Annotated in this window: 22 protein-coding genes and 7 tRNA genes; 2 read left to right on the top strand and 27 right to left on the bottom strand. The window is 57.0% G+C overall.

The window, feature by feature from the left end; all coding sequences use genetic code 11:
- Window positions 1–9 precede the first annotated feature (9 nt).
- From mrdB to leuS, 9 genes are all read right to left on the bottom strand, one after another.
- A complete protein-coding gene (gene mrdB / locus ACR809_RS18025; protein WP_002894613.1) occupies window positions 10–1,122 on the bottom strand; it encodes a peptidoglycan glycosyltransferase MrdB in 1,113 nt (370 codons plus the stop codon).
- The gene (gene mrdA, locus ACR809_RS18020; RefSeq protein WP_002894617.1) at window positions 1,122–3,023 is read right to left on the bottom strand and encodes a peptidoglycan DD-transpeptidase MrdA; all 1,902 of its coding nucleotides are present in this window, start codon (window positions 3,021–3,023) and stop codon (window positions 1,122–1,124) included. Before mrdA ends, mrdB begins: the two co-directional genes overlap by 1 nt.
- 27 nt (window positions 3,024–3,050) lie before the next feature.
- Complete coding sequence (gene rlmH, locus ACR809_RS18015; RefSeq protein WP_002894620.1) at window positions 3,051–3,518, bottom strand: 23S rRNA (pseudouridine(1915)-N(3))-methyltransferase RlmH; 468 nt, start codon at window positions 3,516–3,518, stop codon at window positions 3,051–3,053.
- Between the two features lie 3 nt (window positions 3,519–3,521).
- Window positions 3,522–3,839: a ribosome silencing factor gene (rsfS, locus tag ACR809_RS18010; RefSeq protein ID WP_002894623.1), complete on the bottom strand. Its 318-nt coding sequence runs from the start codon at window positions 3,837–3,839 to the stop codon at window positions 3,522–3,524.
- A 222-nt stretch (window positions 3,840–4,061) separates the two neighbouring features.
- Window positions 4,062–4,691 (bottom strand): adenosylcobalamin/alpha-ribazole phosphatase, encoded by a 630-nt coding sequence (locus ACR809_RS18005; RefSeq protein ID WP_122051472.1) that lies wholly within the window; start codon window positions 4,689–4,691, stop codon window positions 4,062–4,064.
- A 72-nt stretch (window positions 4,692–4,763) separates the two neighbouring features.
- Entirely contained in the window at window positions 4,764–5,414 is a 651-nt protein-coding gene (gene nadD / locus ACR809_RS18000) for a nicotinate-nucleotide adenylyltransferase (RefSeq protein WP_032410755.1), read from the bottom strand.
- Window positions 5,407–6,438 carry a DNA polymerase III subunit delta gene (gene holA, locus ACR809_RS17995; RefSeq protein ID WP_002894692.1) on the bottom strand — a complete coding sequence of 344 codons (1,032 nt, stop codon included), beginning with the start codon at window positions 6,436–6,438 and terminating at the stop codon, window positions 5,407–5,409. The genes nadD and holA overlap by 8 nt, the downstream gene beginning before the upstream one ends.
- Window positions 6,438–7,028, bottom strand: coding sequence for an LPS assembly lipoprotein LptE (gene lptE, locus ACR809_RS17990; protein ID WP_002894693.1), 591 nt, complete (start codon window positions 7,026–7,028; stop codon window positions 6,438–6,440). The genes holA and lptE overlap by 1 nt, the downstream gene beginning before the upstream one ends.
- A gap of 14 nt (window positions 7,029–7,042) precedes the next feature.
- Window positions 7,043–9,625: a leucine--tRNA ligase gene (gene leuS / locus ACR809_RS17985; protein WP_004176877.1), complete on the bottom strand. Its 2,583-nt coding sequence runs from the start codon at window positions 9,623–9,625 to the stop codon at window positions 7,043–7,045.
- A 226-nt stretch (window positions 9,626–9,851) separates the two neighbouring features.
- On the opposite strand from leuS, the gene ACR809_RS17980 reads away from it, so the two are divergent.
- A complete protein-coding gene (locus ACR809_RS17980) occupies window positions 9,852–10,334 on the top strand; it encodes a zinc ribbon-containing protein (protein WP_002894699.1) in 483 nt (160 codons plus the stop codon).
- 45 nt (window positions 10,335–10,379) lie between these two features.
- Here ACR809_RS17980 and ACR809_RS17975 read toward each other — a convergent pair whose 3' ends face one another.
- The 11 genes from ACR809_RS17975 to miaB form a co-directional block, all read right to left on the bottom strand.
- Entirely contained in the window at window positions 10,380–12,173 is a 1,794-nt protein-coding gene (locus ACR809_RS17975; protein ID WP_032423924.1) for a filamentous hemagglutinin N-terminal domain-containing protein, read from the bottom strand.
- Between the two features lie 65 nt (window positions 12,174–12,238).
- Window positions 12,239–13,909, bottom strand: a complete 1,671-nt coding sequence (locus tag ACR809_RS17970; protein WP_004176875.1) for a ShlB/FhaC/HecB family hemolysin secretion/activation protein — start codon at window positions 13,907–13,909, stop codon at window positions 12,239–12,241.
- Between the two features lie 381 nt (window positions 13,910–14,290).
- Window positions 14,291–15,016 carry an amino acid ABC transporter ATP-binding protein gene (locus tag ACR809_RS17965; protein WP_002894706.1) on the bottom strand — a complete coding sequence of 242 codons (726 nt, stop codon included), beginning with the start codon at window positions 15,014–15,016 and terminating at the stop codon, window positions 14,291–14,293.
- On the bottom strand, window positions 15,016–15,690 hold the full coding sequence (gene gltK / locus ACR809_RS17960) for a glutamate/aspartate ABC transporter permease GltK (protein WP_122051471.1): 675 nt from the start codon (window positions 15,688–15,690) through the stop codon (window positions 15,016–15,018). The genes ACR809_RS17965 and gltK overlap by 1 nt, the downstream gene beginning before the upstream one ends.
- Entirely contained in the window at window positions 15,690–16,430 is a 741-nt protein-coding gene (locus ACR809_RS17955) for an amino acid ABC transporter permease (RefSeq protein ID WP_002894709.1), read from the bottom strand. Before ACR809_RS17955 ends, gltK begins: the two co-directional genes overlap by 1 nt.
- A 164-nt stretch (window positions 16,431–16,594) precedes the next feature.
- On the bottom strand, window positions 16,595–17,506 hold the full coding sequence (locus tag ACR809_RS17950; protein WP_002894712.1) for an amino acid ABC transporter substrate-binding protein: 912 nt from the start codon (window positions 17,504–17,506) through the stop codon (window positions 16,595–16,597).
- Window positions 17,507–17,860: 354 nt separating this feature from the next.
- Window positions 17,861–19,399, bottom strand: a complete 1,539-nt coding sequence (gene lnt, locus ACR809_RS17945) for an apolipoprotein N-acyltransferase (protein WP_004179036.1) — start codon at window positions 19,397–19,399, stop codon at window positions 17,861–17,863.
- Window positions 19,400–19,524: 125 nt separating this feature from the next.
- Window positions 19,525–20,403, bottom strand: a complete 879-nt coding sequence (gene corC, locus ACR809_RS17940; protein ID WP_004197606.1) for a CNNM family magnesium/cobalt transport protein CorC — start codon at window positions 20,401–20,403, stop codon at window positions 19,525–19,527.
- A 147-nt stretch (window positions 20,404–20,550) separates the two neighbouring features.
- Window positions 20,551–21,024 carry an rRNA maturation RNase YbeY gene (ybeY, locus tag ACR809_RS17935; RefSeq protein WP_002894722.1) on the bottom strand — a complete coding sequence of 158 codons (474 nt, stop codon included), beginning with the start codon at window positions 21,022–21,024 and terminating at the stop codon, window positions 20,551–20,553.
- The gene (locus ACR809_RS17930; protein ID WP_085876499.1) at window positions 21,021–22,067 is read right to left on the bottom strand and encodes a PhoH family protein; all 1,047 of its coding nucleotides are present in this window, start codon (window positions 22,065–22,067) and stop codon (window positions 21,021–21,023) included. The genes ybeY and ACR809_RS17930 overlap by 4 nt, the downstream gene beginning before the upstream one ends.
- Before the next feature lie 153 nt (window positions 22,068–22,220).
- Window positions 22,221–23,645 carry a tRNA (N6-isopentenyl adenosine(37)-C2)-methylthiotransferase MiaB gene (gene miaB / locus ACR809_RS17925; RefSeq protein ID WP_002894730.1) on the bottom strand — a complete coding sequence of 475 codons (1,425 nt, stop codon included), beginning with the start codon at window positions 23,643–23,645 and terminating at the stop codon, window positions 22,221–22,223.
- A 179-nt stretch (window positions 23,646–23,824) separates the two neighbouring features.
- Here miaB and ubiF point away from each other — a divergent pair, with 179 nt between their 5' ends.
- The gene (gene ubiF / locus ACR809_RS17920; protein WP_122051469.1) at window positions 23,825–25,000 is read left to right on the top strand and encodes a 3-demethoxyubiquinol 3-hydroxylase; all 1,176 of its coding nucleotides are present in this window, start codon (window positions 23,825–23,827) and stop codon (window positions 24,998–25,000) included.
- 119 nt (window positions 25,001–25,119) lie between these two features.
- Here ubiF and ACR809_RS17915 read toward each other — a convergent pair.
- From ACR809_RS17915 to ACR809_RS17885, 7 genes are all read right to left on the bottom strand, one after another.
- Window positions 25,120–25,194: transfer RNA gene (locus ACR809_RS17915), tRNA-Gln, on the bottom strand.
- Window positions 25,195–25,269: 75 nt separating this feature from the next.
- A tRNA-Gln gene (locus tag ACR809_RS17910) sits at window positions 25,270–25,344 on the bottom strand.
- A 47-nt stretch (window positions 25,345–25,391) separates the two neighbouring features.
- Window positions 25,392–25,468, bottom strand: a tRNA-Met gene (locus ACR809_RS17905).
- Window positions 25,469–25,491: 23 nt separating this feature from the next.
- Window positions 25,492–25,566: transfer RNA gene (locus ACR809_RS17900), tRNA-Gln, on the bottom strand.
- A gap of 36 nt (window positions 25,567–25,602) precedes the next feature.
- Window positions 25,603–25,677 (bottom strand) — tRNA-Gln (locus ACR809_RS17895).
- 23 nt (window positions 25,678–25,700) lie between these two features.
- Window positions 25,701–25,785: transfer RNA gene (locus tag ACR809_RS17890), tRNA-Leu, on the bottom strand.
- An 8-nt stretch (window positions 25,786–25,793) separates the two neighbouring features.
- Window positions 25,794–25,870 (bottom strand) — tRNA-Met (locus ACR809_RS17885).
- Between the last annotated feature and the right edge of the window lie 28 nt (window positions 25,871–25,898).

Raw genomic sequence — 25,898 nt, 5'->3', positions numbered from 1 at the left:
CTAACCCCTTTAAACGCTTTTCGACAACATTTTTCTGTGGGTATGGATCGACATTACGATACCAAACCCGGCCATCAGTACGATCAGGGCGGAGCCCCCGTAGCTCACCAGCGGCAACGGTACGCCCACCACCGGTAAAATACCACTCACCATACCAATATTTACGAAGACATAAACGAATAAAATCAACATTAAACCACCGGCCATGACCCGGCCAAAGGTGGTTTGCGCCTGGGCGGCGATCCACAGTCCGCGCATAATCAGCAGAATATAAAGCGCTAGCAGGATCAGTACGCCAATCAGGCCCAGCTCTTCGGCGAGGACGGCGAAGATAAAGTCGGTGTGGCGTTCCGGCAGAAACTCCAGCTGCGATTGGGTGCCGTGCAGCCAGCCTTTGCCGCGCAGACCGCCGGAGCCAATGGCAATTTTAGACTGAATAATGTGATAGCCGGCGCCCAGCGGGTCGGTTTCCGGATCGAGGAGCATCATCACGCGCTGACGCTGATAGTCGTGCATCAGGAAGAACCACAGGATCGGAATAAAGGCGGCGACCAGCACCACGGCGATACCAATCAGGCGCCAGCTGAGGCCGGAGAGGAACAGCACAAACAGCCCGGATAGGGCGATCAGGATCGAGGTCCCGAGGTCAGGCTGCGCCGCCACCAGCAGCGTCGGCAGGAAGATTAGCACCAGGGCAATGCCGGTGTTCTTCAGCGACGGTGGACAGACATCGCGGTTAATAAACCGCGCCACCATCAGCGGCACGGCTATTTTGGCGATCTCCGACGGCTGAAAGCGAACAATACCGAGATCCAGCCAGCGCTGCGCCCCTTTGGAGATGGCACCGAAGGCGTCAACGGCTACCAGCAGGATGATACAGAAAATATAGAGGTAGGGCGCCCAGCCTTCATAGACCCGCGGCGGGATCTGCGCCATGACGATCATGATCACCACGCCCATGGCGATCTGGCCGATTTTACGCTCCATCATGCCGACATCCTGACCGCTGGCGCTCCAGATAACCAGCGCGCTGTAGGTCAGCAGCGCCAGCAGGATAAGCAGCATGGTGGGGTCAAGATGGATTTTATCCCATAGCGATTTTTTGTTCGGATTATCCGTCATTATTGATCCTCCCCTGCGGTTACCGCCGGGTTTTCGCTTGGCAGCGTAGTGTTGTTATCGCCCAGCATGATGTGATCGAGGATCTGGCGCATAATCGTACCGACCGCCGGGCCGGCGCCGCCGTTTTCCAGAATCATCGCCACGGCAACCTGCGGGTTGTTATAAGGCGCAAACGCTGTCATCAGTTTATGGTCGCGCAAGCGCTCGGAGATCCGGTGCGCGTTATAGGTTTCGTTGGCCTTCAGGCCGAACACCTGAGCGGTACCTGACTTGGCCGCGATTTTATACGGCGCGCTGGCGAAGTATTTGTGCGCGGTGCCGTTGCCGCGGTTGGCCACGCCGTACATGCCGTCTTTGGCGATTTCCCAATAGCCGGAATGGATATCGCCTACCGGCGGCTCATGGGGCTGGACCCAGGGTACGGGCTTGCCGTCTTCCACGGTGCTCTGCAGCAGATGAGGCACCTTCACCACGCCGTCGTTAATCAGGATCATCAGCGCTTTGTTCATCTGGATCGGCGTGGCGGTCCAGTAACCCTGGCCGATGCCCACCGGAATGGTGTCCCCCTGGTACCAGGGTTTCTTAAAGCGCTTGAGCTTCCATTCGCGGGTCGGCATGTTGCCAGAGCGCTCCTCGGAGAGGTCGATACCGGTGTAGTGGCCGTAGCCAAACTTGCTCATCCACTCTGAGAGACGGTCGATGCCCATGTCATAGGCGACCTGGTAGAAATAGGTATCTGCAGACTCTTCGAGCGCTTTGGTGACGTTCAGATGGCCGTGGCCCCACTTTTTCCAGTCACGATAGCGTTTCTCTGAGCCGGGCAACTGCCACCAGCCGGGGTCGAAGAGGCTGGTGTTGCGGGTGATCACCCCGGCGCTCAGCGCCGAGACGGCGACGTACGGTTTGACCGTCGACGCCGGCGGATAGACCCCCTGCGTCGCTCGGTTGACCAGCGGTGTGTTCGGGTCGTTGAGCAGCGCGGAGTAGTCTTTGCTGGAGATGCCGTCGACGAACAGGTTCGGGTCATAGCTCGGGGTTGAAACCAGCGCCAGAATAGCGCCGGTACGCGGGTCGGTCACCACCACGGCGGCGCGGCTGCCGGCCAGCAGCGTTTCAATATACTGCTGCAGCTTGAGGTCGAGGGTGAGGTAGATGTCGCGTCCGGCCTGCGGAGGCACCTCTTTCAGCTGACGAATGACGCGGCCGCGGTTGTTCACTTCAACCTCTTCGTAGCCGGTCTGACCGTGCAGAACGTCCTCGTAATAACGCTCTATACCCAGCTTCCCAATGTCGTGCGTCGAGGCGTAGTTGGCCAGCTTGCCCTCTTTATCCAGGCGGTCGACGTCTTTATCGTTAATTTTTGAGACATAGCCAATGACGTGAGTCAGCGCCGAATTATAGGGGTAATAACGACGCTTGTAGCCTTTGACTTCCACGCCGGGAAAGCGGTACTGGTTGACGGCAAAGCGGGCCACCTGCACTTCGCTGAGGTTGACCTTTACCGGAATCGAGGTAAAACGATGGGAGCGGGCGCGCTCCTTTTTGAAACCGGCGATGTCATCGTCGGTTAAATCGACGACGTCGCGTAGCGCATCCAGCGTCTGCTGTACGTTATCGACTTTCTCCGGCATCATCTCCAGCTGGTAAATGGTGCGGTTAAGCGCCAGCGGGGTGCCGTTGCGATCGTAAATAATGCCGCGGCTCGGCGGGATCGGCACCAGCTTGATGCGGTTTTCGTTCGAGCGCGTCTGATAGTCGTCGAAGCGAACGATTTGCACATTGTACAGGTTGGCGATCAGAACGCCGGTAAGCAGCAAAATCCCCAAAAAAGCGACCAGCGCCCGGCGCACGAACAGCGAGGATTCAGCCGTATAGTCGCGGAAAGAATTCTGTAATTTCATTCGCTGCTTAGTCTACCCTGATCATCATTACTCACGGTGGTACGGGTGGTTGGTGGTGATGCTCCACGCCCGGTACAGACTCTCGGCCACCAGTACGCGCACCAGCGGGTGAGGTAAGGTGAGGGTGGAGAGCGACCAACTCTGTTCCGCCGCTGCTTTACAGGCGGGAGAGAGACCTTCCGGACCGCCTACCAGTAAACTGACGTCGCGCCCGTCCTGTTTCCAGCGTTCCAGTTCGCGCGCCAGCTGCGGTGTATCCCATGGTTTACCCGGAATATCCAGGGTCACGATGCGGTTCTTACCGGCAGCGGCTAACATCATCTCGCCCTCTTTTTCGAGGATGCGTTTGATATCAGCGTTCTTACCGCGCTTACCGGCAGGGATCTCCACCAGCTCGAACGGCATATCTTTGGGAAAACGGCGCAGATACTCGCTAAAGCCGGTCTGTACCCAGTCCGGCATTTTGGTGCCAACGGCCACCAGCTGCAACTTCACGCATTAACTCCAGAGTTTTTCCAGCTCGTACAGACGACGGCTCTCTTCCTGCATGACGTGGACCATCACGTCGCCGAGGTCGACGACGATCCAGTCGGCGGCGGCTTCCCCTTCAACGCCCAGCGGCAGCATGCCGGCGGCGCGGGACTCCTGAACCACGTGGTCGGCGATAGACATCACATGACGCGTGGAGGTGCCGGTGCAGATAATCATGCAATCGGTGATGCTGGATTTGCCATGTACATCAATGGCAACGATGTCCTGACCTTTCAGGTCATCAATTTTGTCGATAACAAAATCCTGGAGTGCTTTACCCTGCAAGTGTTCCCCCTGGGTGCGTGAAGATTGATAATCATAAAGAGCCTGACAGTATACCTGAACTGATGAAAAAGTCGGGTGAAATGTCTGTCGGCAGGCGTTCGTGGCGGGCTATCATCCCATCCCTCGCCGCGGATTGCATCGCCATTTTTGTAAAACAATTTCTGCAAACCGGCTTTGGCGGATGCTGCCTGGCAGCGGAGAATAACAGCCTGCTCTGGCCTGTCAATGGTCTGGCGGGAATTCTTCTTGCGGCTGCCAGACGGCCTGGCTATTTAATACCCGCAGGGTGGTGAAATCGTCGCGGATTTCGAGGAGGCTCCAGGCGCCATGGGCAATGGGAAAGTGCCACATCGCCGCCGGAGGCATCTGCAACAGCAGGGCGGTCAGCAGGCTCAGGACGCCCTGATGGCCGACGATCAGCAGATGGTCAAGATGGCGGCAGTCGGTCAGCGTTGGGATAAACTCGCTGACGCGGCGGGCAAAATTCTGAAAGCTTTCGCCGTTGGTGGGGGCCGCATGCTGCCAGTCGGCACACCAGGCGGCATAGTTTTCCGCATCTTCTCGCTGGAGGTCGCGATGATGACGCATCTCCCAGTCGCCGAAAAACATCTCATTGAGCGCGGGATGGCGCTCACGCGGAATAGCGCGGTCGCCAAGCAGCAGATCGGCCGTTGTCTCGGTCCGCGCCAGCTCGCTACAGAATACTTTATCGAAAGGCGCCAGGCGCAGCCGTTCGCCGAGCGCGCGCGCCTGAGCGACGCCGCGCGGCGTCAGGGGCGTTGGGGCATGGCCGCTGTATAACCCGGCAACGTTGGCTTCGGTTTCGCCATGGCGAACTAACCACAATTTCATGAACAGGCTCTGACAGGCGATGAAGAGATGGCGTTACGATAGCGCTTTTTTCGCGCCAGGCCCAGCCTGGGGTTAGCAATAGAGTCCCTGCTCGCGGATGTAATCCAGCACGGCGGCAGGCAGCATCTCGGCGCAGGACTCGCCGCGCTCAAGGCGCTGGCGGATGATCGTCGCGGAAATATCGAACCACGGCGTCTCAGCCAGGTAGATCACGCCGGAAGGGCGGTTATGCAGAGACTCCACGTCGTGTGTTAAATGGCGATCCAGCCAGCGCTGATCCGCTTCCTGCGCCATGGTCAGCGGGTAACCCGGGCGGCGGCAAACAATCAGGTGGACATTGTCGAGAATGGTTTCATAGTTGTGCCAGGTGGGAAAGGTCAGTAGCGAATCCTGGCCAATGATAAACGCCAGCGGTTTGCGCAGCCCCTGCTCCTGGCGCCACTCCTGCAGCGTTTGCGCCGTCCAGGAGGGGGTATCGCGCCGTAGTTCGCGTTCATCGAGCGTGAACAGCGGTTTATCGGCAATCGCCAGCTTCAGCATGTGCACGCGCTGGGCGCTGGTGGCTTCCGGCTGCGGCCGGTGCGGCGGGACGTTGTTAGGCATGATGATGACCTTGCTCAGGCCAATCTGATTCGCCAGGATCTCAACCGGCTTGAGGTGACCGTAATGCACCGGATCGAAGGTGCCGCCATAGATTGCCTGTAACTGAGTCATATCAACCATCAATAAAAACGTCCGCCAGGGCTTTGTGGCAGAGCAACAACGAAAGACTTTCCAGTTCGGGCCAGACGTCGTGCCCGTAATCCTGTTTAAAGGTGAGCTCCGCGCGGGTCAGAAGGGTCACCGCCTGGCGCAGCTGTTCCCCGCTCAGGCGCGTGAGGGCGTCGCTGAGCAGCTGACGGCGGTTTTGCCAGACCCGATGTTTATCAAACAGCGAGCGCAGCGGCGTGTGCGTCGCCTGGCGCTTGAGGGTAACCAGCAGCAGCAGCTCCCGCTGCAGAGTACGCAGCAGGATCGCCGGCTCGCAGCCTTCAAGGCGTAACTGCTGCAGAACGTGCAGCACGCGCTTACTTTTGCCTGCCAGTAGGGCATCGACCCAATGGTAAGGCGTAAAGTGCGCGGCATCGTTTACCGCTTGCTCAACGCGGGGCAGGGTTAGCTTACCGTCCGGCCAGAGCAGCGCCAGACGCTCCAGCGCCTGCGCCAGCGCCAGCAGATTGCCTTCGTAACAGTAGCACAGCAGCTGACTGGCCGCGTCGTCGAGCTGCAGCTGATGCTGTTTGGCACGGGCGGCCAGCCAGCGCGGCAGCTGCGCGTATTCCGGCGTCTGGCAACTGACCTGGACGGCGCGCTGAGCCAGGGCGGTGAGCCATGCGGCATTCTCCTGGGCTTTGGTCAGCTTATTTCCGCGAACTATCAGCAGCAGGTCGTCGTGCAGCAGGCCAACCAGCGTGGCGAGCTGTTCATTGATCGCCGCGTTGGGGCCGTTTTCCGGTAGGATCAACAGCAGGGTTTGCCGGCTGGCAAACAGGCTCATCGCCTGGCTTAAGGCGAAAATCGCCTGCCAGTCGGTGCTGTTGTCGATTGAAAAAGTATGGTGCTCGGTAAAGCCCTGCGCGGCAGCAGCTTCGCGAATGGCGTCCTGGCTTTCCTGCAACAGCAGGGGATCGTTGCCAAGCAGCAGATAGGCCGCGCGCAGCCCTTCAGTGAGCTGCGCGCGGAGCTGTTCCGGGTACAACCGAATCATCATTGACCCAGCGTGGTGGAGACGCGGTTACCCGAGGAAGCCGGCGCCGCGCTGCTGGCGACCGGTTTCTCTTCCTGCTGGGTTGCTTCAACATCCGCTACCTGAACGCTTGGCAGCTTACGAATCAGCTGTTCCGCCGCTTTGTCGTACATTTCCTGGATAATCATATCCTGCTCGGCGTCTTTCGCTAATGCCGCCTGCGGGTTATCAAAGAACGACCGATAGACCTTGGTGGTAATCGGATAGATATCGTGACCCGGGATCAGGACGCTGGCATGAACGGTCATGACCATCTGATACTCCGCCGTACGACCATCCTGGAACACCGATGCGGTATCTTTCTGAATCGACGAGCCATCGAGGCGCAGAGAAGGGACATCTTTACGCAGCGTGCTGGCGTCGATCAGTTCCACGCCGTTAAGACGCAGCTGATTACGTACCGCGCGGCTTAACGGGCCGTTCGGATCGCTCGACTGGAAAATCATGGTTTTCATGGTGGCGGGCACCTTGGTAGTGCTACGCAAATGCCAGCCACAGCCGGCGGTGACGAGCACCGCCAGAGATAACAACATTGTTACCAGATATCGCACGCTTCCTCCCGCGCTTAGCCAACGACCAGATTGAGCAGTTTACCCGGAACGTAAATCACTTTACGCACGGTTTTACCGTCGAGATATTTCGCCACCAGATGTTCCTGGCCGGCGCGCTCGCGAACCTGCTCTTCAGTTGCATCTACCGCAACGGTAATTTTACCACGAACTTTGCCATTGACCTGGACGACGACGAGGGTGCTGTCTTCCACCATCGCGCTCTCATCCGCTACCGGCCACGGCGCGTTGTCGATATCGCCTTCGCCGTTCAGCTCACGCCACAGGGTGAAGCTGGCGTGTGGAGTGAACGGGTTGAGCATACGCACCACCGCCAGCAGAGCTTCCTGCATCAGCGCACGATCCTGCTCATCTTCCTGCGGCGCTTTCGCCAGCTTGTTCATCAGCTCCATGATTGCCGCGATGGCGGTGTTGAAGGTCTGACGACGGCCGATGTCATCGGTCACTTTGGCGATGGTTTTGTGGATATCGCGACGCAGCGCTTTCTGATCTTCGCTCAGAGCCGCCACGTTCAGTGCCGCAACCTCTCCTTTGGTGGTGTGCTCGTAGACCAGTTTCCAGACGCGTTTCAGGAAGCGGTTCGCCCCTTCAACGCCAGATTCCTGCCACTCGAGGGTCATATCCGCCGGGGACGCAAACATCATGAACAGACGCACGGTATCCGCGCCGTAGCGCTCAACCATCACCTGCGGGTCGATGCCGTTGTTTTTCGACTTGGACATCTTGCTCATGCCGGTGTACACCAGCTCGTGGCCCGCCGCGTCTTTGGCCTTCACGATGCGGCCTTTTTCGTCGCGCTCAACGATGGCGTCAACCGGGGAAACCCAGTTACGTTCGCCGTTTTCGCCCACATAGTAGAACGCGTCAGCCAGCACCATGCCCTGGCACAGCAGCTGTTTCGCCGGCTCATCGGAGTTCACCATGCCCGCGTCGCGCATCAGCTTATGGAAGAAGCGGAAGTAGAGCAGGTGCATGATGGCGTGTTCGATACCGCCGATGTAGATATCTACCGGCAGCCAGTAGTTGGCCGCTTTCGAATCCAGCATTCCTTCCTGATACTGCGGGCAGGTGTAGCGCGCATAGTACCAGGAGGATTCCATAAAGGTATCAAAAGTGTCGGTTTCGCGCAGCGCCGGCTGGCCGTTGACGGTGGTCTTGGCCCATTCAGGATCGGCTTTGATCGGGCTGGTGATGCCGTCCATGACCACGTCTTCCGGCAGGATCACCGGCAGCTGATCTTCCGGGGTCGGCAGCACGGTGCCATCTTCCAGGGTCACCATCGGGATCGGCGCGCCCCAGTAGCGCTGACGGGATACGCCCCAGTCGCGCAGACGGTAGTTAACTTTACGCTCGCCCACGCCCATAGCAGCCAGTTTGTCGGCAATGGCGTTGAAGCCCGCTTCATAATCAAGACCGCTGAACTCGCCGGAGTTAAACAGGACGCCTTTCTCGGTCAGCGCCTGCTCGGAGAGATCCGGCTCGGAGCCGTCGGCAGCGAGGATAACCGGCTTAATGTTCAGACCGTACTTGCTGGCGAACTCGTAGTCGCGCTGGTCGTGACCCGGAACGGCCATTACCGCGCCGGTGCCGTATTCCATCAGCACAAAGTTTGCCGCCCAGACCGGAATTTCTTCACCGGTCAGCGGATGAATGGCTTTAAAGCCGGTATCGACGCCTTTTTTCTCCATCGTCGCCATGTCGGCTTCGGCCACTTTGGTATTGCGGCACTCGTCGATAAAGGCGGCCAGCGCCGGATTGTTCGCCGCAGCCTGCTGCGCCAGCGGGTGACCCGCCGCGACGGCCAGGTAGGTACAACCCATAAAGGTGTCCGGACGGGTGGTGTAGACAGTCAGTTTGTCAGCGTAGTCGTTGACGTCAAAGGAGATTTCTACCCCTTCCGAACGGCCGATCCAGTTGCGCTGCATGGTCTTCACGGTGTCCGGCCAGTGGTCCAGCTTATCCAGATCGTTCAGCAGTTCATCGGCGTAGGCGGTGATTTTAATAAACCACTGCGGGATCTCTTTACGCTCGACCTTGGTATCGCAGCGCCAGCAGCAGCCGTCGATAACCTGTTCGTTGGCCAGCACGGTCTGGTCATTCGGGCACCAGTTCACTGCGGAGGTTTTTTTGTACACCAGGCCTTTTTTGTACAGCTCGGTGAAGAACTTCTGCTCCCAGCGGTAGTATTCCGGGGTGCAGGTCGCCAGCTCGCGGCTCCAGTCATAGCCGAAGCCCAGCATTTTGAGCTGGTTTTTCATGTAGGCGATGTTGTCGTAGGTCCACGGCGCTGGCGCGGTGTTGTTTTTCACCGCCGCCCCTTCTGCCGGCAGACCGAACGCATCCCAGCCGATCGGCTGCAGGACGTTTTTGCCCAGCATGCGCTGGTAGCGGGCAATCACGTCGCCGATGGTGTAGTTACGCACGTGACCCATGTGTAGTCGACCAGAAGGATAAGGAAGCATCGACAGGCAGTAATACTTCTCTTTGCTCTCGTCTTCAGTTACTTCAAATGTACGATTTTCGTCCCAGTGAAGCTGGACTTTCGATTCTATCTCTTCCGGGCGGTATTGCTCTTGCATGGCAGCCAGTGGTCCTGTTTTCAATACAGCTACAAAGTGTAGCCAATGGATGTGTTATTTCAGATCGGCATAGCATAGCCCAAACGCCCACGTCAAAACAGCTTTTCGCACATCAACATCGGCAAAAGCTGCGCAGATTATTTCGCGACTCTGTGGCTTGTCAGACACAGCGGGAGAGGAATAAGGTCTATTATCAGAAGACGTTAACCCCACCGGAGGCGAAATGATGAACAAGGTTGCTCAATATTACCGTGAACTGGTCTCCTCGCTCAGCGAACGGCTCCGCCATGGAGAGCGCGATATCGACGCGCTGGTGACGCAGGCGCGGGAAAAAATCGTCCGCGCCGGCGATCTGACGCAGAGCGAGATCGAGTCGGTGATTGCGGCGGTCAAACGCGACCTCGAGGAGTTTGCCCGCAGCTACGAAGAGAGTCACGAAGACGAGAGCGACAGCGTGTTTATGCGGGTGATCAAAGAGAGCCTGTGGCAGGAGCTGGCTGATATCACCGACAAAACCCAGCTCGAGTGGCGGGAAGTCTTTCAGGATCTGAATCATCACGGCGTGTACCACAGCGGCGAAGTGGTCGGTCTGGGCAACCTGGTCTGCGAGAAGTGCCACTATCACCTGGCGGTATACACCCCGGACGTGCTGCCGCGCTGTCCAAAATGTGGCCACGATCAGTTCCAGCGTCGGCCCTTCGAGCCCTAAGCGTGCGAAAAACGATGCGCGAGGCTTCGCGCATCGTGGTTTGTCTTATTTCACCGTGTTGACTTCGGTGCTCTTGAAATACTGTTTTCCACCCATGTCGCTAACATATTTCTGCGATGAGTTCAGTACCAGCTTGTCAGCAGTTAACGTCCCGACGCCGCATTTCGCCAGGCCCAGGATGCCGCAACTTTTACCACCATTGACCACTTTGGTGGCGGTTAACGTCATGTTGCCGCCCGCGCTGAGGGTTGAATAATTGTAGATCGCGCCTTTATTTTTGGTATTTAAGGTCAGGTCGCCGGTGCTGCTGATCTGCCCTTCGTTGGTGATATCTGAGTAGGTCGTGATTGAAATATTTTTGGCAGTAATATTGCCATAATTATTCACTACGCCGTGATCGGTGGTGATATCGGCGGCATTCATATAACCATTTTGGTTCAGCCAGTAGCTGTGGGCGGTAATGGCGTTGGTTGCCTCAATACGACCACTGCTGCTTTGCGCCAGCGTGCCATTGGTCTGCAGATTGATATTTTCGCCGGTGATATTGCCGAGGTTATAGATCTCGCCCGTATTGGCGCTGCCGTCCTGTTTAAGCGACTGAATGGTGGTTTGGCCAGTAGAGTTAATATTGCCAGTGTTTTTAAAGCTGTCGCCGACAAACGTCAGGCTGGTGTGTTTGGCGCTGATTTTGCCTTCATTGAGGAAATCACCGATTGCCGTGGCGGCAATCTGGTTATTTGACAGCAGGGAGGCTTTTTCTTCGTTGCGGATTTTCCCGCCGCTGGTCAGGCTTAATCCACTGGTGCCGGTCATCGTGCCTGAGTCGCCGTTGGTGATGTTGCCGTTAGCGGTGGCAATCAGCTGGCCGCCGGAGAGAGAACCGGTGTTAACGATATAATCGCCACTGGAGAGCATTAAATAATAGGCGCCGGCGATGCTACCGTCATTGGTGATGCCCGTGACGGTGGAAACCTGGCTCAGCAAACCTTTGCCCGTTATTGACCCTTTGTTCAGTAAATTACCGTTGCTGGTGAGCATCAGCGTGCCGTTGGAGATAATAGAACCCTTATTACGTACGCCAAAGCCGATGTTATTGCCGACCATGCTGATGCTGTTGGCCTCAATGCCGCCAAGGCTGCTGACGTCGATGCTGTACTGCGGGTTAACCGTCATCTGGATCAGGGTGGCCTTTTTACCGGCGGAGGTCACCGAGCCAGAGCTGTTATCCATGGTGAAGTTGCCCGCGCTGACCAGGGCGTTGTTGGCCTGCACTTTACCGTTAATCTTAATCGCGTCGGCGAGCAGAACCGCGTAGCCGTTGGCGGCGTTCATGCCATTTTCGCCGATGGTGAGGGTGCCTCCCGTTACGGTATAGCTGCCGATGGCGCCATCGTCGGTCATATTAACCTTGCCGGTGGTCAGGATAGCCTTGTTGGTATTAACAAAGCTACAGCCGGAACAGGTGATGCCGTTCGGGTTGGCGATTACCACATCCGCTTTCTGACCGTTGACTTCGATAAAGCCCTTCAGGCTACTGGCGTTTTTGGAGGTCACCTCGTTCAAAATCACCGAAGCGCTGCCGGCGGTCAGATTATTGTTGCGGGCGATATTGCCAAATGTGCTGTGGCTGACATCATCGCCGCTGTTATTGAGGATGGTGCCATTGGCGCCGACGTTGAAGTCGCGGTACAGGTTATGGGAGACACCGGCGGCGTTCGGCTTTTCAATATCGATAACCGTGGCGCCGGAAGAGTGCGTATAGCTTGTGGGGTCGGCATAAACTACCGACGAGGTTAATACTGCCGCCAGTGCGACATAAGAAGCCTTAAACTTAAACATTTTCTTTATTCCTTTAAATAATGATTAATAAATAATGTAAATATGACGAGTCAATAATGTGCGAATTAATACCTCCACTGTAATGAAAAGCCCATATTCAGGGCGTCGCTATGAAACTTATCCGGTTTACTCAGCGGGGTACTAATAAACAGATCGTACTGCGTTGACCATAGCTGACCGCGCAGCCCGCTGACGGCGCCGGAGAGCACTTTGCCTTTTTGATATAGATCGGCGCCGATAAGACGGCCTATATCCGCGCCCAAATAGAATTGCCGCTCGTGGGTGGCCAGATCCCAGATAAAATCGTTGCGCCAGTACCATCCCTGATTGCCGGACAGGCTGTTTTCACCGTCAAAACCGCGCACGCTCCAGCGACTACCAATATTGAATTTATTATCGGAAGCGAGTTTGTCCGGGCTGAACTGGGCGCTGAGGCGGGGAGCCCAGGTAAATTTGTCGCCGGTGGCGTCAAATTTCATCATTGCCTGCAGATTACCATGCACAATCCGCGACAGCGGGCTATACAGCCCGGCCTGCTCTTCCGGCGTTGCTGTCGAGCTGAGCCACGGCAGGCTGCGCTGGATGCCGATGCTGGCATCAACAATCTTTTTGTTAAAGTAGTGCTGGTGGTTGAGGGTGAATTCCCATGAGGGGTTCTGCTTGCGCATCACCAGTAGCTCACTGCCGCCGAAGTAATAATGCGAGGTACTCTTGGCGATCCGCAGGTCGGCGGTAGTTTTTTGCTGCCGGGTGTGGGAGAGCAGACGACTCAGCGTGGCGCTGTAATAGCGATTTTTACTCTTATAATCCATCGTCGACCAGTTGCCGTTAAACTGCTGACGATACTGGCTGTATGCCCCGTAGGCGCTTAGTGTCCAGTAGCCAAAGGGAATGGAGTAATACAGGCTGCCGTTGTGGTTGCCGTCGTTATGCTGATTGAATTCAATATCGCCCCCGCCGGAAAGGTACAGGATATCGTTGAGGGTGGTCAGGTCATAGAGATAGAGGGCCCCGCCGGCCTGGTAGCGTCCGCTGGCTTTGCTGCCGGCGTCGTCAAGCCAGGCGCCAAGCTGCCATTTTTTCGCCAGGCTGCGGGCGATCTGGATATCGCTTTCGCCCTCGTGCTGGCCCGGCAGCAGTTTCATGTGCGCGGTGGCGCCGGGCAGACGCTGCAGGTTGGCCATCCCTTGCTCAAGGTCGCTTAAGCGCAGGATAGTACCGGAAGAGGTGGGTAGGGAATTCCACAGGCGGGTGGTGTCCGAGCCGTCGGCATAGTCGATAGCGCCCACTTTGCCATAGTGCAGCGTGAACCTGAGTATGCCGTGCTCCAGCGACTGGGAGGGCACATCAATCAGCGAGGTGATGTAGCCTTGCGCGATCAGCTCATTTTGCAAGGTATAGGCCAGCAGGCGAATGCCTTCGCTGCCCAGGCAGCGTCCCTGCGCCTGCCGCGCGGTTTTCGCCAGTAATTTCCGGGTGAGCGCCTGGTTATCGGAGTCGATATCGACCCGGTTGATCAATTTGCAATGCGTTTCCTCAGGAAAAGGGATACCCTGCGGCGCCACGCGCTGTTGTGAAGACTGAAAATCCTGTTGCTGCGGCGCCAGCGCTTCCTGGCGGGCTTTATCCTGCTCCGTCTGGTGAGTAGAAGAGGCCAATGGCGCGGCCCCGGCGGCTGAGGTGCCCGCCAGCGTGATAAACAGCAGCCCGGTGAGCGTGCGAGATCGAATTAACATGAAGCAATATCCATTTGTTTCATTGGTTTGGTGGCGCATCCATTATTCTGCGAGCGGCAGAGAATATTGATGACCTTTATTTCGGCATTTAGGCGCAGGCGAGGTCAGGCAAGAATATTATATTCAATTAATAAAATAATCGTGCGGCGAACCTGTTACGAGGCGTTATATGCTAGCGGCGGCGGCAATGCCGGTCCACGAATTCATTATTGAATTCTTTATGAATTGATCGATTTAATAAATAAGCTCAGCTTTTATCGCCGAGGTTTATTGGGTACGTAAATGATAGTAGCGATAATCTGCCGCATAAATAACATTGGCGAATAATATGGCGGAAAAGATTAACTGCGCATACCGGGCGGTATGCGCAGAGAAGAACCATCAATGAAGTATTTTGGCGAGGAAATCTTTGGCACGCTCGGATTGCGGATTGGCAAAGAAGGCCTCTTTATCGGCATCCTCGACAATCTTCCCTTCATCCATAAAGATCACCCGGTTCGCCACCTTGCGGGCAAAGCCCATCTCATGGGTCACGACCATCATGGTCATCCCCTCGTTGGCCAGTTCGACCATAACGTCCAGCACCTCGTTAATCATCTCCGGGTCAAGCGCTGAGGTGGGCTCATCAAACAGCATGGCGATTGGGTCCATACACAGGGCACGGGCAATGGCCACGCGCTGCTGCTGGCCGCCGGAGAGTTGCGCCGGGTATTTTTCCGCATGCGCCGCCAGGCCAACGCGCTCCAGCAACTTGAGGCCTTTCTTGCGCGCTGAGGCTTTATCGCGGTTAAGCACTTTGACCTGCGCCAGCGTCAGGTTGTCGATAATCGACAGATGCGGGAACAGTTCAAAATGCTGAAACACCATGCCGACGTGCGAGCGCAGTTTAGCCAGGTTGGTCTTTTTATCGTTAACCACGGTGCCATCGACAATAATCTGCCCCTGCTGTACCGGCTCAAGGCCGTTCACAGTCTTAATCAGCGTGGATTTACCGGAGCCTGACGGCCCGCAGACCACCACGACTTCGCCTTTTTTCACTTCCGTGGAGCAATCGGTCAGCACCTGAAAGTGACCATACCATTTTGAAACGTTTTTCAGGGTAATCATTACACAGTCCTTTTCTTCAACCAGCTGACCAACAGCGAGGCGCTGAGGCTAATCACAAAATAGACGCCGCCCGCGAACAGGATCATTTCGACCTGGGTTCCGTCACGCTCGCCAATGGTGGAGGCGGTACGGAAGAAGTCGGCGAGACTCAATACATACACCAGCGAGGTATCCTGGAACAGGACGATCCCCTGGGTTAGCAGCAGCGGCACCATGGCGCGGAAGGCCTGCGGCAGGATCACCAGCCGCATTGACTGCCAGTGGGTCATCCCCAACGCCAGCGCGGCGCTGGACTGGCCGCGGGAGATGCTCTGAATGCCGGCGCGGATAATCTCTGAATAGTAGGCGGCTTCGAACATCGAAAACGCCACCATCGCCGAGATCAGGCGAATATCCGTTTCCGGCGACAGTCCCAGCACGTTCTGCAGGAAGCCCGGGACAATCAGGTAGAACCACAGCAGGACCATCACCAGTGGGATTGAGCGGAATACGTTGACGTAGGATTTAGCAAACCAGGCCAGCGGCATAAAGCTGGACAGGCGCATAACCGCCAGCAGGGTGCCCCAGACGATGCCGACCACGATGGCGATCACCGTAATCTTCAGGGTGATCACCAGCCCTGCCAGCAGATAGGGCATGGAGGGAACGATCGAACTCCAGTCAAAATCGTACATTATTTGCCTCCCATATTGCCAGGCAGGCGAACCTTACGCTCGACCACATACATAATCAGCATAATCACCGCGTTGATGAAAACATAGGCCAGGGTGATGGCGGTAAAAGACTCCCAGGCATGAGCGGAGTAGTCCAGCAGTTTGCCCGCCTGCGCGGCCATATCGGCCAGACCGATGGTGGAGGCGATGGCCGAGTTTTTCACCAGGTTCATCATCTCCGAGGTCATCGGCGGCACGATAACGCGGTAGGCGTTCGGCAGCAGCACGTAGCGGTAGGTTTGCGGCAGGGTCAGGCCCATCGCCAGGCCGGCGTTCTTCTGCCCGCGCGGCAGCGACTGGATGGCGGCGCGTACCTGCTCGCAGACGCGAGCGGCGGTAAACAGCCCCAGGCACAGCATGGAGGAGACAAAGAATTGAATGTTTGGGTCCAGCTCCGATTTAAACCACATGCCGATATTTTCCGGCAGGAACTCCGGCACCACCAGGTACCAGGTAAAGAACTGCACGATCAGCGGCACGTTGCGAAACAGTTCGACATAGCAGGTGCCAATGCCCGAGAGGAAGCGATTGGGTACCGTGCGTAAAATGCCGAACAGTGAGCCGACGAGAAAAGCGATGATCCAGGCCGAGATGGAGAGGGCGACGGTGATTTGAAAACCGCTCCACAGCCAGCCCAGGTAGGTAGTGTTGCCGAAGGGGGCCTGTTGCAGGAATATCCCCCAGTTCCAGTCTATTGACATACATGACTCCTGGAAAAAAAAGGGTAGCCATTGCTACCCTCGAAGACGGTTGTCCAGCTTGTTTCGGTATTCGCGGCGGCTGGGGAACGACCAGCCGCCGTATAGTCTGTCCGTGCTGTGACAATCATCGGGAGGGCAGGATATCCCGCCCCTGGTTGTTATAATTAGTTCAGTGCTTTGTCGTTAGGTGATTTGAACAGCGCTTTCATGTCGTCCGACAGCTCGAAGTTGAGGTTAAGATTTTTTGGCGGAATCGGGTTTTTGAACCATTTGTCAAACCACTTCTCCGCTTCGCCAGAGGTCTGAGCCTGGGCGACGGTTTCATCAACCAGCGCCTTGAACGTCGGATCGTCCTTCCGCAGCATGCAGCCATAGGCTTCCTTCGACTGCGGGGTGCCGACGATTTCCCAGTTATCCGGTTTCTTCGCCTTGGCGCGTTCGCCAGCCAGCAGGGCATCATCCATCATAAAGGCCACGGCGCGTCCGCTCTCCAGGGTGCGGAAAGAGTCGCCATGATCTTTGGCGCTGATAATGCGCATATTCATTTTTTTCTCATCGTTCAGCTTATGCAGCAGGATCTCTGAGGTGGTTCCAGAGGTGACGACGACCGCTTTATCCTTCAGGTCCGGGAAATCTTTGATCGGACCGCCTTTCTTCACCAGCAGACGGGTGCCGACCACGAAGATGGTATCTGAGAAGGCCGCCTGTTTCTGGCGCTCAAGGTTGTTGGTGGTTGAGCCGCACTCGAAATCAAAGGTGCCATTCTGCAGCAACGGGATACGGTTCTGCGAGGTGACCGGGATCAGTTTGACCTGCAGATCGGGTTTGTTCAGTTTTTTCTTGATGGCATCGACGATGGCGTTGGAATAATCCTGAGAGTAGCCCACAACCTTCTGCTGGTTATCGTAGTAAGAGAACGGGACCGAAGATTCACGATGGCCGACAACGATAACCCCGTTTTTGGCGATCTTATCCAGGGTGTTCTGGCCAGCCGCCGGGGCAGCATCTTCCGCCTGCGCCAGACCAGCGGTCATTCCCATTACCAGCATTGCCGTGGCCAGTTTACGTAATTGCATATCCAACTCCTTATCCGCAGCGTCAGCGACGCTATTGATACCCATTGTGATTGTGTGTGTTGTTATTAGGGGCACGCGTCCACGTGCCGCATTTGTATGTGTTTGTTAGCATTTAGTTTGGCTTAATGTAAAGATTTTGCTGCTTTATTGTTTATTTTTGCGAAGCGCTCCGCACCAATCGGAGGCAAATATCTTCCATTGCACCAAAATAGCGCGACCACCGATCGTTTCTGGTGCAACCCGGTTGCACTGGGTCGGACGAGGCCGCTACCAGGTTAAATCAAGCAATGACTGTGCCAGAGTGGCAGATGATGGGAAGAAAAAGCCGGCGACGGGCGTCGCCGGCGAAGAAACTTATCGGCGACGCTGGCGCAGGCTCATCAGCAGCGCGGCGAAACCAAACAGAGCCGTCAGCGCCCATAGCGGCCAGTTGCCGGTGCGGGCGTAAGGGGTTAAGCCGCTGGCGGGGGTCACGGTGGTGGTCAACACCTCGCGGGTAAACTGCGGGATCATCTTCTGGATCTCGCCGCGCGGGCCGATCACCGCAGTAATGCCGTTGTTGGTGCTGCGCAGCAGCGGGCGGGCCAGCTCCAGGGCGCGCATTCGCGCCATCTGGAAGTGTTGCCACGGGCCGATGGACTTGCCGAACCAGGCGTCGTTGGAGATGGTCAGCAGGAAGTCGGTGTCCGGCCGGAAGTTATCCCGCACCTGTTCCCCGAGGATGATCTCGTAGCAGATGGCCGCGGTCAGCTTCAGGTTATGCGCCATCAGCTGCGGCTGCACGTAGGGGCCGCGGCTGAAGGAGGACATCGGCAGGTCAAAGAACGGCGCCAGCGGGCGCAGAATCGACTCCAGCGGTACAAACTCGCCGAACGGCACCAGATGGTTCTTGTTGTAGCGGTTGGTCGAGTCGTAGCGGTACGGGTTATCTTTGCCGAGAGTAATGATGGTGTTGTAGGTATCGTAACGGTTCTGCTTGTTGAGACGCGCATCGACAATGCCGGTGATCAGCGAGCTGTCTTTTGCGCGCAGCAGATCGTCCATCATGCTGAGGAACTGCTGCTGGTTGATCTCCAGATCCGGGATCGCCGATTCAGGCCAGATAATCAGCTGCGAGTGGCCGATATGCGGCTGGGTCAGCGCCAGGTAGGTTTTCAGGGTATTGACCAGCTGCTTTTCGTCCCATTTCATGGCCTGTGGGATATCGCCTTGCACCAGCGAGACCTGGGTCGCGCGCGCCGGCAGCAGCTGATACCACTGGATATAGCGCAGCGGGAACGGCAGGGCGAACAGCAGCGCGGCAATCGCCAGCGGCTTCCAGTTGCGCTGGACGAGGGCCAGGGCCAGCAGGCCGCTGACTACCATCAGCAGGAAGTTAATAGCCTCGACGCCCATCACCGGCGCGAGGCCTTTCAGCGGGCCGTCAATCTGGCTGTAGCCGAACTGTAGCCACGGAAAGCCGGTCAGCACCCAGCCGCGCAGGAACTCGGTGATTTGCCAGACGACAGGGGCAGCGATAGCCATCCGTATCCAGTTAGTTTTAGGCCACAGACGGGCGAGCAGGCCGGCAAACAGGCCGGTGTAGAGCGAGAGATAGGCCGCCAGCAGAACGACGAGGAAGACGTTAACCGGGCCGGGCATTCCGCCAAACTGAGCGATGCTGACATAGACCCAGTTGATACCCGTGCCGAACAGCCCGAGTCCCCAGAAATAGCCGATCCCGGCGCTTTGCAGCGGGCGTCGGTTGAGGGTTAACGCCTGCAGACCGATCAGCGAAACGATAGCCGCTGGCCAGAAGTCATAAGGTGAAAAAGCCAGCGTTCCGCTGGCTCCAAACAACAGCGCCAGCAACAGACGTACGCGCTGGCGTTCAAGAAGAGAGGCAAATACCATTTAGGTTAATCGTCCCGTTAATTAACGCCTGCTGCTACAGGCTATTCTTTTTGCCAGCCGGACGCGGGGCACCTACAACCGTGTATGACTCGCGGTCTCCCGGCTGGCCATTTCAGCGCTACCGCTTACTCTTCCAGCTTCGGCTGGGGAGCGTCATCGGGCAGCTTTACATGCACCTGAATGATACGACGACTATCTGCCATTGCTACCTTGAATTGGTAACCATCAATGTCGATAGATTCGCCGCGGGCCGGCAGATGGCCGAAGGCCTGCATCACCAGCCCGCCAATGGTATCCACTTCTTCATCGCTAAAGTGCGTGTCGAAGGCGTCGTTGAAGTCTTCGATGGAGGCCAGGGCGCGCACCGTCCAGGTGTGGCGGCTCAGCTGGCGGAAATCGATATCTTCTTCTTCGTCGTACTCGTCTTCAATTTCCCCGACGATGAGCTCAAGGATATCCTCGATGGTCACCAGGCCAGAGACGCCGCCGAATTCGTCAATAACGATCGCCATATGATAGCGCTGTGAGCGAAACTCTTTCAGCATGCGGTCGACCCGCTTGCTTTCCGGGACGACAACCGCCGGCCGTAACACTTTTTCCATGCTGAAGGCTTCGGCGTCGCTGCGCATAAACGGCAGCAGATCCTTGGCCATCAGAATCCCTTCGATGTGATCTTTATCTTCACTGATGACCGGGAAACGCGAGTGGGCGGATTCGATGATGACATCCAGGCACTCGTCCAGCGTCTGGTTGCGCTTCAGGGTTATCATTTGTGAACGGGGGATCATAATGTCGCGGACCCGCTGGTCGGCGATATCCATTACCCCTTCGAGCATGTCACGCGTATCTTCATCGATAAGATCGTTCTGCCCGGAATCACGGATCAGCGCCAGCAGTTCATCGCGGTTTTTCGGTTCCCCGTGAAAAAGCTGGCTGAGTAACAGGGAGAAAAATCCCTTTTTGCTGTTTACTGTGTCACTACTGTGTGAATTGTCGTCGCTCATGGCGTCGTTTGGGTTCTCATGTTGATTTAACTGTCGCTCGTCGCGCGTAAACTCAGCGCCGGACGGCATGGGTTGCCTGACTTTCTGGCAGGTAAAACGCAGAAACAGCGGCCGGATGAGGCGCAAGCACCGCCATCCGGCTGGGCGCTATTCCGCAATCTTCTCGGAAATGTACGGGTCCTCATAGCCCAGAGCAAGCATTATCTCTGTTTCAAGGCCTTCCATCTCTTCCGCTTCGTCGTCTTCGATATGATCGTAGCCCAGCAGATGCAGGCTACCGTGCACCACCATATGCGCCCAGTGCGCCTCCAGCGGCTTACCTTGCTCGCTGGCTTCCTGCTCTACCACCTGACGGCAGATGATCAGATCGCCGAGCAGCGGCATTTCAATTCCCGGCGGCGCTTCAAACGGGAAGGAGAGGACGTTGGTCGGCTTATCCTTGCCGCGATAGGTCAGGTTCAGCTCATGGCTTTCTGCAACGTCGACCAGACGAATCGTTAACTCTGACTCCTCCTGAAACGGCGGAATGACGGCGTCGACCCAGCGTTGGAAAAGGGCTTCGTCCGGCAGGCCGCTGGTCTCTTCGCAGGCCAGCTGTAAATCGAGGATCACCTGACTCATTTTTGCTCCTGTTCCTGGGCTTCGCGTTTGCGCTCGGCGGCCAGCTCTGCTTTACGTTTCTGGTCTGCGGCTTCCCATGCCTCATAGGCGTTCACGATGCGGGCGACCACCGGATGGCGCACCACGTCTTCGCTATGGAAGAAGTTAAAGCTGATCTCATCGACTTCCGCCAGCACTTCGATGGCATGGCGCAGACCGGATTTGGTGCTGCGTGGCAGGTCAATCTGCGTGATGTCGCCGGTGATCACCGCCTTGGAGTTAAAGCCGATGCGGGTCAGGAACATCTTCATCTGTTCGATGGTGGTGTTCTGGCTTTCATCAAGAATGATAAAGGCGTCATTCAGCGTCCGTCCGCGCATATAGGCCAGCGGGGCCACTTCGATGACGTTACGCTCAATCAGCTTCTCCACTTTCTCAAAGCCGAGCATCTCAAACAGCGCGTCATACAGCGGGCGCAGATACGGGTCGACCTTCTGGCTCAGATCGCCGGGCAGGAAGCCGAGCTTTTCGCCTGCCTCGACGGCCGGACGGGTCAGCAGAATACGGCGGATCTCCTGGCGCTCCAGCGCATCGACCGCCGCCGCCACCGCCAGATAGGTTTTACCCGTACCCGCCGGACCCACGCCGAAAGTGATGTCGTGATCGAGGATATTGGCGATGTACTGCGCCTGGTTCGGCGTACGCGGTTTGATTACCCCGCGCTTGGTCTTGATATTGACGGCTTTACCGTACTCAGGCACGCTTTCGGCGCTCTGCTCCAGTACGCGCGCTTCCTTGATCGACAGGTGGATCTGCTCTGGTTCAATATCCTGAATCTGACCGCGCATTGGCGCTGTGTCGACATACAGGCTGCGCAGAATATCGGCGGCAGCGTGCACGCACAGGGCGCGACCGGTCAGCTTAAAGTGATTGTCACGGCGGTTGATCTCAATGCCTAACCGACGCTCCAGCTGTTTAATGTTGTCGTCAAACGGGCCGCACAGGGCTAACAGGCGTGCGTTATCCGCTGGCTCCAGGGTAATCTCACGAGTGTCTATGTTCAAACTATTCCTCTTTACGCAGGTGGCCGGACGCGGCGCGTGGCCGGCTAATCAGGAAATTATTTACGTCACAGGAAAATGGCGCAAGCATTGCTGTAGATATAGGGACGGAGAGAGGAATTACAAGGCCTGCCGGAACCGACAGGCCTGAAGGGATCATGGCTGGTAAATTCCCACGCCAAGATCGTTCTCTTTACGGGTGCGGGCAATCACTGATTCGGGTGATTCAGCGATACGCAGACCCATCTCCGCTTCGGTGCGCACGATTTTACCGCGCAGCGAGTTGGTGTATACATCGACGATTTCGACATCGACAAACTTACCGACGAGGTCCGGGGTACCTTCGAAGTTGACCACCCGGTTATTCTCCGTACGTCCGGAAAGCTCCATGATGTTCTTACGCGAGGTGCCTTCCACCAGGATGCGCTGTACCGTGCCGAGCATGCGACGGCTCCAGGCCATCGCCTGCTGGTTAATGCGTTCCTGCAGGATATACAGACGCTGTTTTTTGTCCGCCTCCGGCACGTCGTCGACCATATCGGCCGCCGGGGTGCCCGGGCGAGCGGAGAAGATAAAGCTGTAGCTCATATCGAAATTGACGTCGGCGATGAGCTTCATGGTCTTTTCGAAATCTTCCGTGGTTTCGCCGGGGAAGCCGACGATAAAGTCGGAGCTTATCTGAATATCCGGGCGCGCTTCACGCAGCTTGCGAATAATCGCTTTATACTCCAGCGCGGTATGGGTGCGTCCCATCAGGTTCAGCACACGGTCGGAGCCACTCTGCACCGGCAGGTGCAGGAAGCTCACCAGCTCCGGCGTATCGCGATAAACGTCGATGATATCGTCGGTAAATTCGATCGGGTGGCTGGTGGTGAAGCGAATGCGATCGATGCCGTCGATGGCGGCGACCAGGCGCAGCAGGTCGGCAAAGCTGCCGGTGGTGCCGTCGTAATTCTCACCGCGCCAGGCGTTAACGTTCTGCCCCAGCAGATTGACCTCACGCACGCCCTGCGCCGCCAGCTGGGCGATTTCAAACAGGATATCGTCGCACGGACGGCTAACTTCTTCTCCGCGGGTATACGGCACCACGCAGTAGGTGCAGTATTTATTGCAACCTTCCATAATCGAGACAAAGGCGGTCGGCCCTTCGGCGCGCGGCTCTGGCAGGCGATCGAATTTTTCAATTTCCGGGAAGCTGATATCAACTACCGGACTGCGGTTGCCGCGCACGGAGTTAATCATCTCCGGCAGGCGGTGCAGGGTTTGCGGCCCGAAAATAATATCGACATAGTGCGCGCGCTGGCGAATATGGTCGCCTTCCTGGGAAGCCACGCAGCCGCCGACGCCAATAATCAGGTCCGGGTTCTTCTCTTTCAGCAGCTTCCAGCGGCCAAGCTGATGGAAAACTTTTTCCTGGGCCTTCTCACGAATTGAGCAGGTATTGAGCAACAGCACATCTGCTTCTTCCGCCACTTCGGTCAGTTGATACCCATGTGTCGCATCCAGCAGATCGGCCATCTTTGATGAATCATACTCGTTCATCTGACAGCCCCAGGTTTTAATATGGAGTTTTTTTGTCATTGACTTGCTCATGCTCAGTAATAAATATCCAAAACGCGGGGATATATACAGGGTGAATTTCGCATTCCAGGGCGCGTATTGTAATGCTTTGGTCGCCCCCTGACCAGTGCGAGCGTTATCGCCGCAAGAGGGCGAAAAATCCGGTAAACTTAACGGATTCTGCTTTAAGGATAATAGCCATGACAATTCACGTAACAGATGTCGCCATCGTGGGCGGCGGCATGGTCGGCGGCGCCCTGGCGTTAGGGCTGGCGCAACAGGGATTTACCGTGACGGTGCTTGAGAAAGCGGCGCCACCGGCGTTCGATCCGGCATCCGCCCCGGATGTGCGGATCTCGGCGATCAGCGCGGCTTCGGTCGGCCTGCTGAAGAGTCTCGGCGTCTGGGATGCCATACGGGCGATGCGCGTCCATGCTTATCGCCGTCTGGAGACCTGGGAGTGGGAGAGCGCGCACGTCGCCTTCGACGCCGCGGAGCTCAAGCTGCCGGAGCTGGGCTATATGGTCGAGAACAAGGTTCTGCAATGGGGCCTGTGGCAAGCGCTGGCGGCGCATGAGGCGGTTACCCTGCGCGTCGGTAGCGAACTGAAAACGATGCAGCACGGCGAGACGCAGACGGCGTTGCATTTGCGCGAGGGGGAGACGATCCACGCCCGGCTGGTTATCGGCGCCGACGGCGCTAACTCCCAGGTGCGGGATATGGCCGGCATCGGCGTGCACGCCTGGCAATATCAGCAGTCCTGTATGCTGATCAGCGTCGAATGCGCCGACGATCCCGGCGACAGCACCTGGCAGCAGTTTACTCCCAGCGGCCCACGCGCCTTCCTGCCGCTGTTCGACCACTGGGCCTCGCTGGTCTGGTACGACGCCCCGGCGCGGATCCGTCAGCTGCAGAGCATGACCATGGCGCAGCTCCAGCAGGAGATCGCCAGTCACTTTCCGGCGCGGCTGGGACGGGTGACGCCGCAGGCGGCCGGCGCCTTCCCGCTCACCCGGCGTCATGCGCTGCAGTATGTTCAGCCCGGCCTGGCGCTGGTGGGCGATGCGGCGCACACCATTCATCCACTGGCGGGGCAGGGGGTTAATCTTGGCTATCGTGATGTCGATGCCCTGCTGGAGATCCTGGCGGAAGCGCGCGGCCGCGGCGAAGACTGGGCCAGCCTGCCGGTGCTGAAGCGCTACCAGGCGCGGCGGCGAGCGGATAATTTAATCATGCAGTCGGGGATGGACCTCTTTTATGCCGGTTTCAGCAATGACCTGGCGCCGGTGCGGATGCTGCGTAATATTGGCCTGATGGCGGCTGAACGCGCCGGGGTGCTGAAGCGTCAGGCGCTGAAGTATGCCTTAGGCTTGTAAAACCGGCTTCCCGGGCAGGAGCGTAGCGGAGAGCGCCTGCCCGGCAGTCAGTACGGAGTAAGCATGTCAGGACGCCAATAGCAAAAAAGCCCACCGAAGTGAGCTTTTTTGCATCGAAATGGCTGGGGTACGAGGATTCGAACCTCGGAATGCCGGAATCAGAATCCGGTGCCTTACCGCTTGGCGATACCCCAATTGTCTGTTGCGCTTGACCGTAACTACGCCGGTTGAGGGCAACAGTGCGTTCACTGCTGAACGACTTTTAAATTTGGCTGGGGTACGAGGATTCGAACCTCGGAATGCCGGAATCAGAATCCGGTGCCTTACCGCTTGGCGATACCCCAACAAATTGTTTGCGGATTTATCGATGCGTATCGATACGTCCAGAATTTGGTGGCTACGACGGGATTCGAACCTGTGACCCCATCATTATGAGTGATGTGCTCTAACCAGCTGAGCTACGTAGCCTAATTGTCTTACTGCTTCTTCGATGGCTGGGGTACCTGGATTCGAACCAGGGAATGCCGGTATCAAAAACCGGTGCCTTACCGCTTGGCGATACCCCAATACCGTCGCGGTGAACCGCAAATATCGAAGAAATATGGCTGGGGTACCTGGATTCGAACCAGGGAATGCCGGTATCAAAAACCGGTGCCTTACCGCTTGGCGATACCCCATCCGTACAACGCTAACTGGTGAATGGTGCGGGAGGCGAGACTTGAACTCGCACACCTTGCGGCGCCAGAACCTAAATCTGGTGCGTCTACCAATTTCGCCACTCCCGCAAAAAAGATGGTGGCTACGACGGGATTCGAACCTGTGACCCCATCATTATGAGTGATGTGCTCTAACCAGCTGAGCTACGTAGCCATCTTTTTTTCGCGTAACCTTATCGGCG

This window comes from Klebsiella sp. CD33, from assembly GCF_051992865.1.
GTDB classification, from domain to species: Bacteria; Pseudomonadota; Gammaproteobacteria; order Enterobacterales; family Enterobacteriaceae; genus Klebsiella; species Klebsiella pneumoniae.
This window is presented reverse-complemented; position numbering and strand designations above follow the sequence as displayed.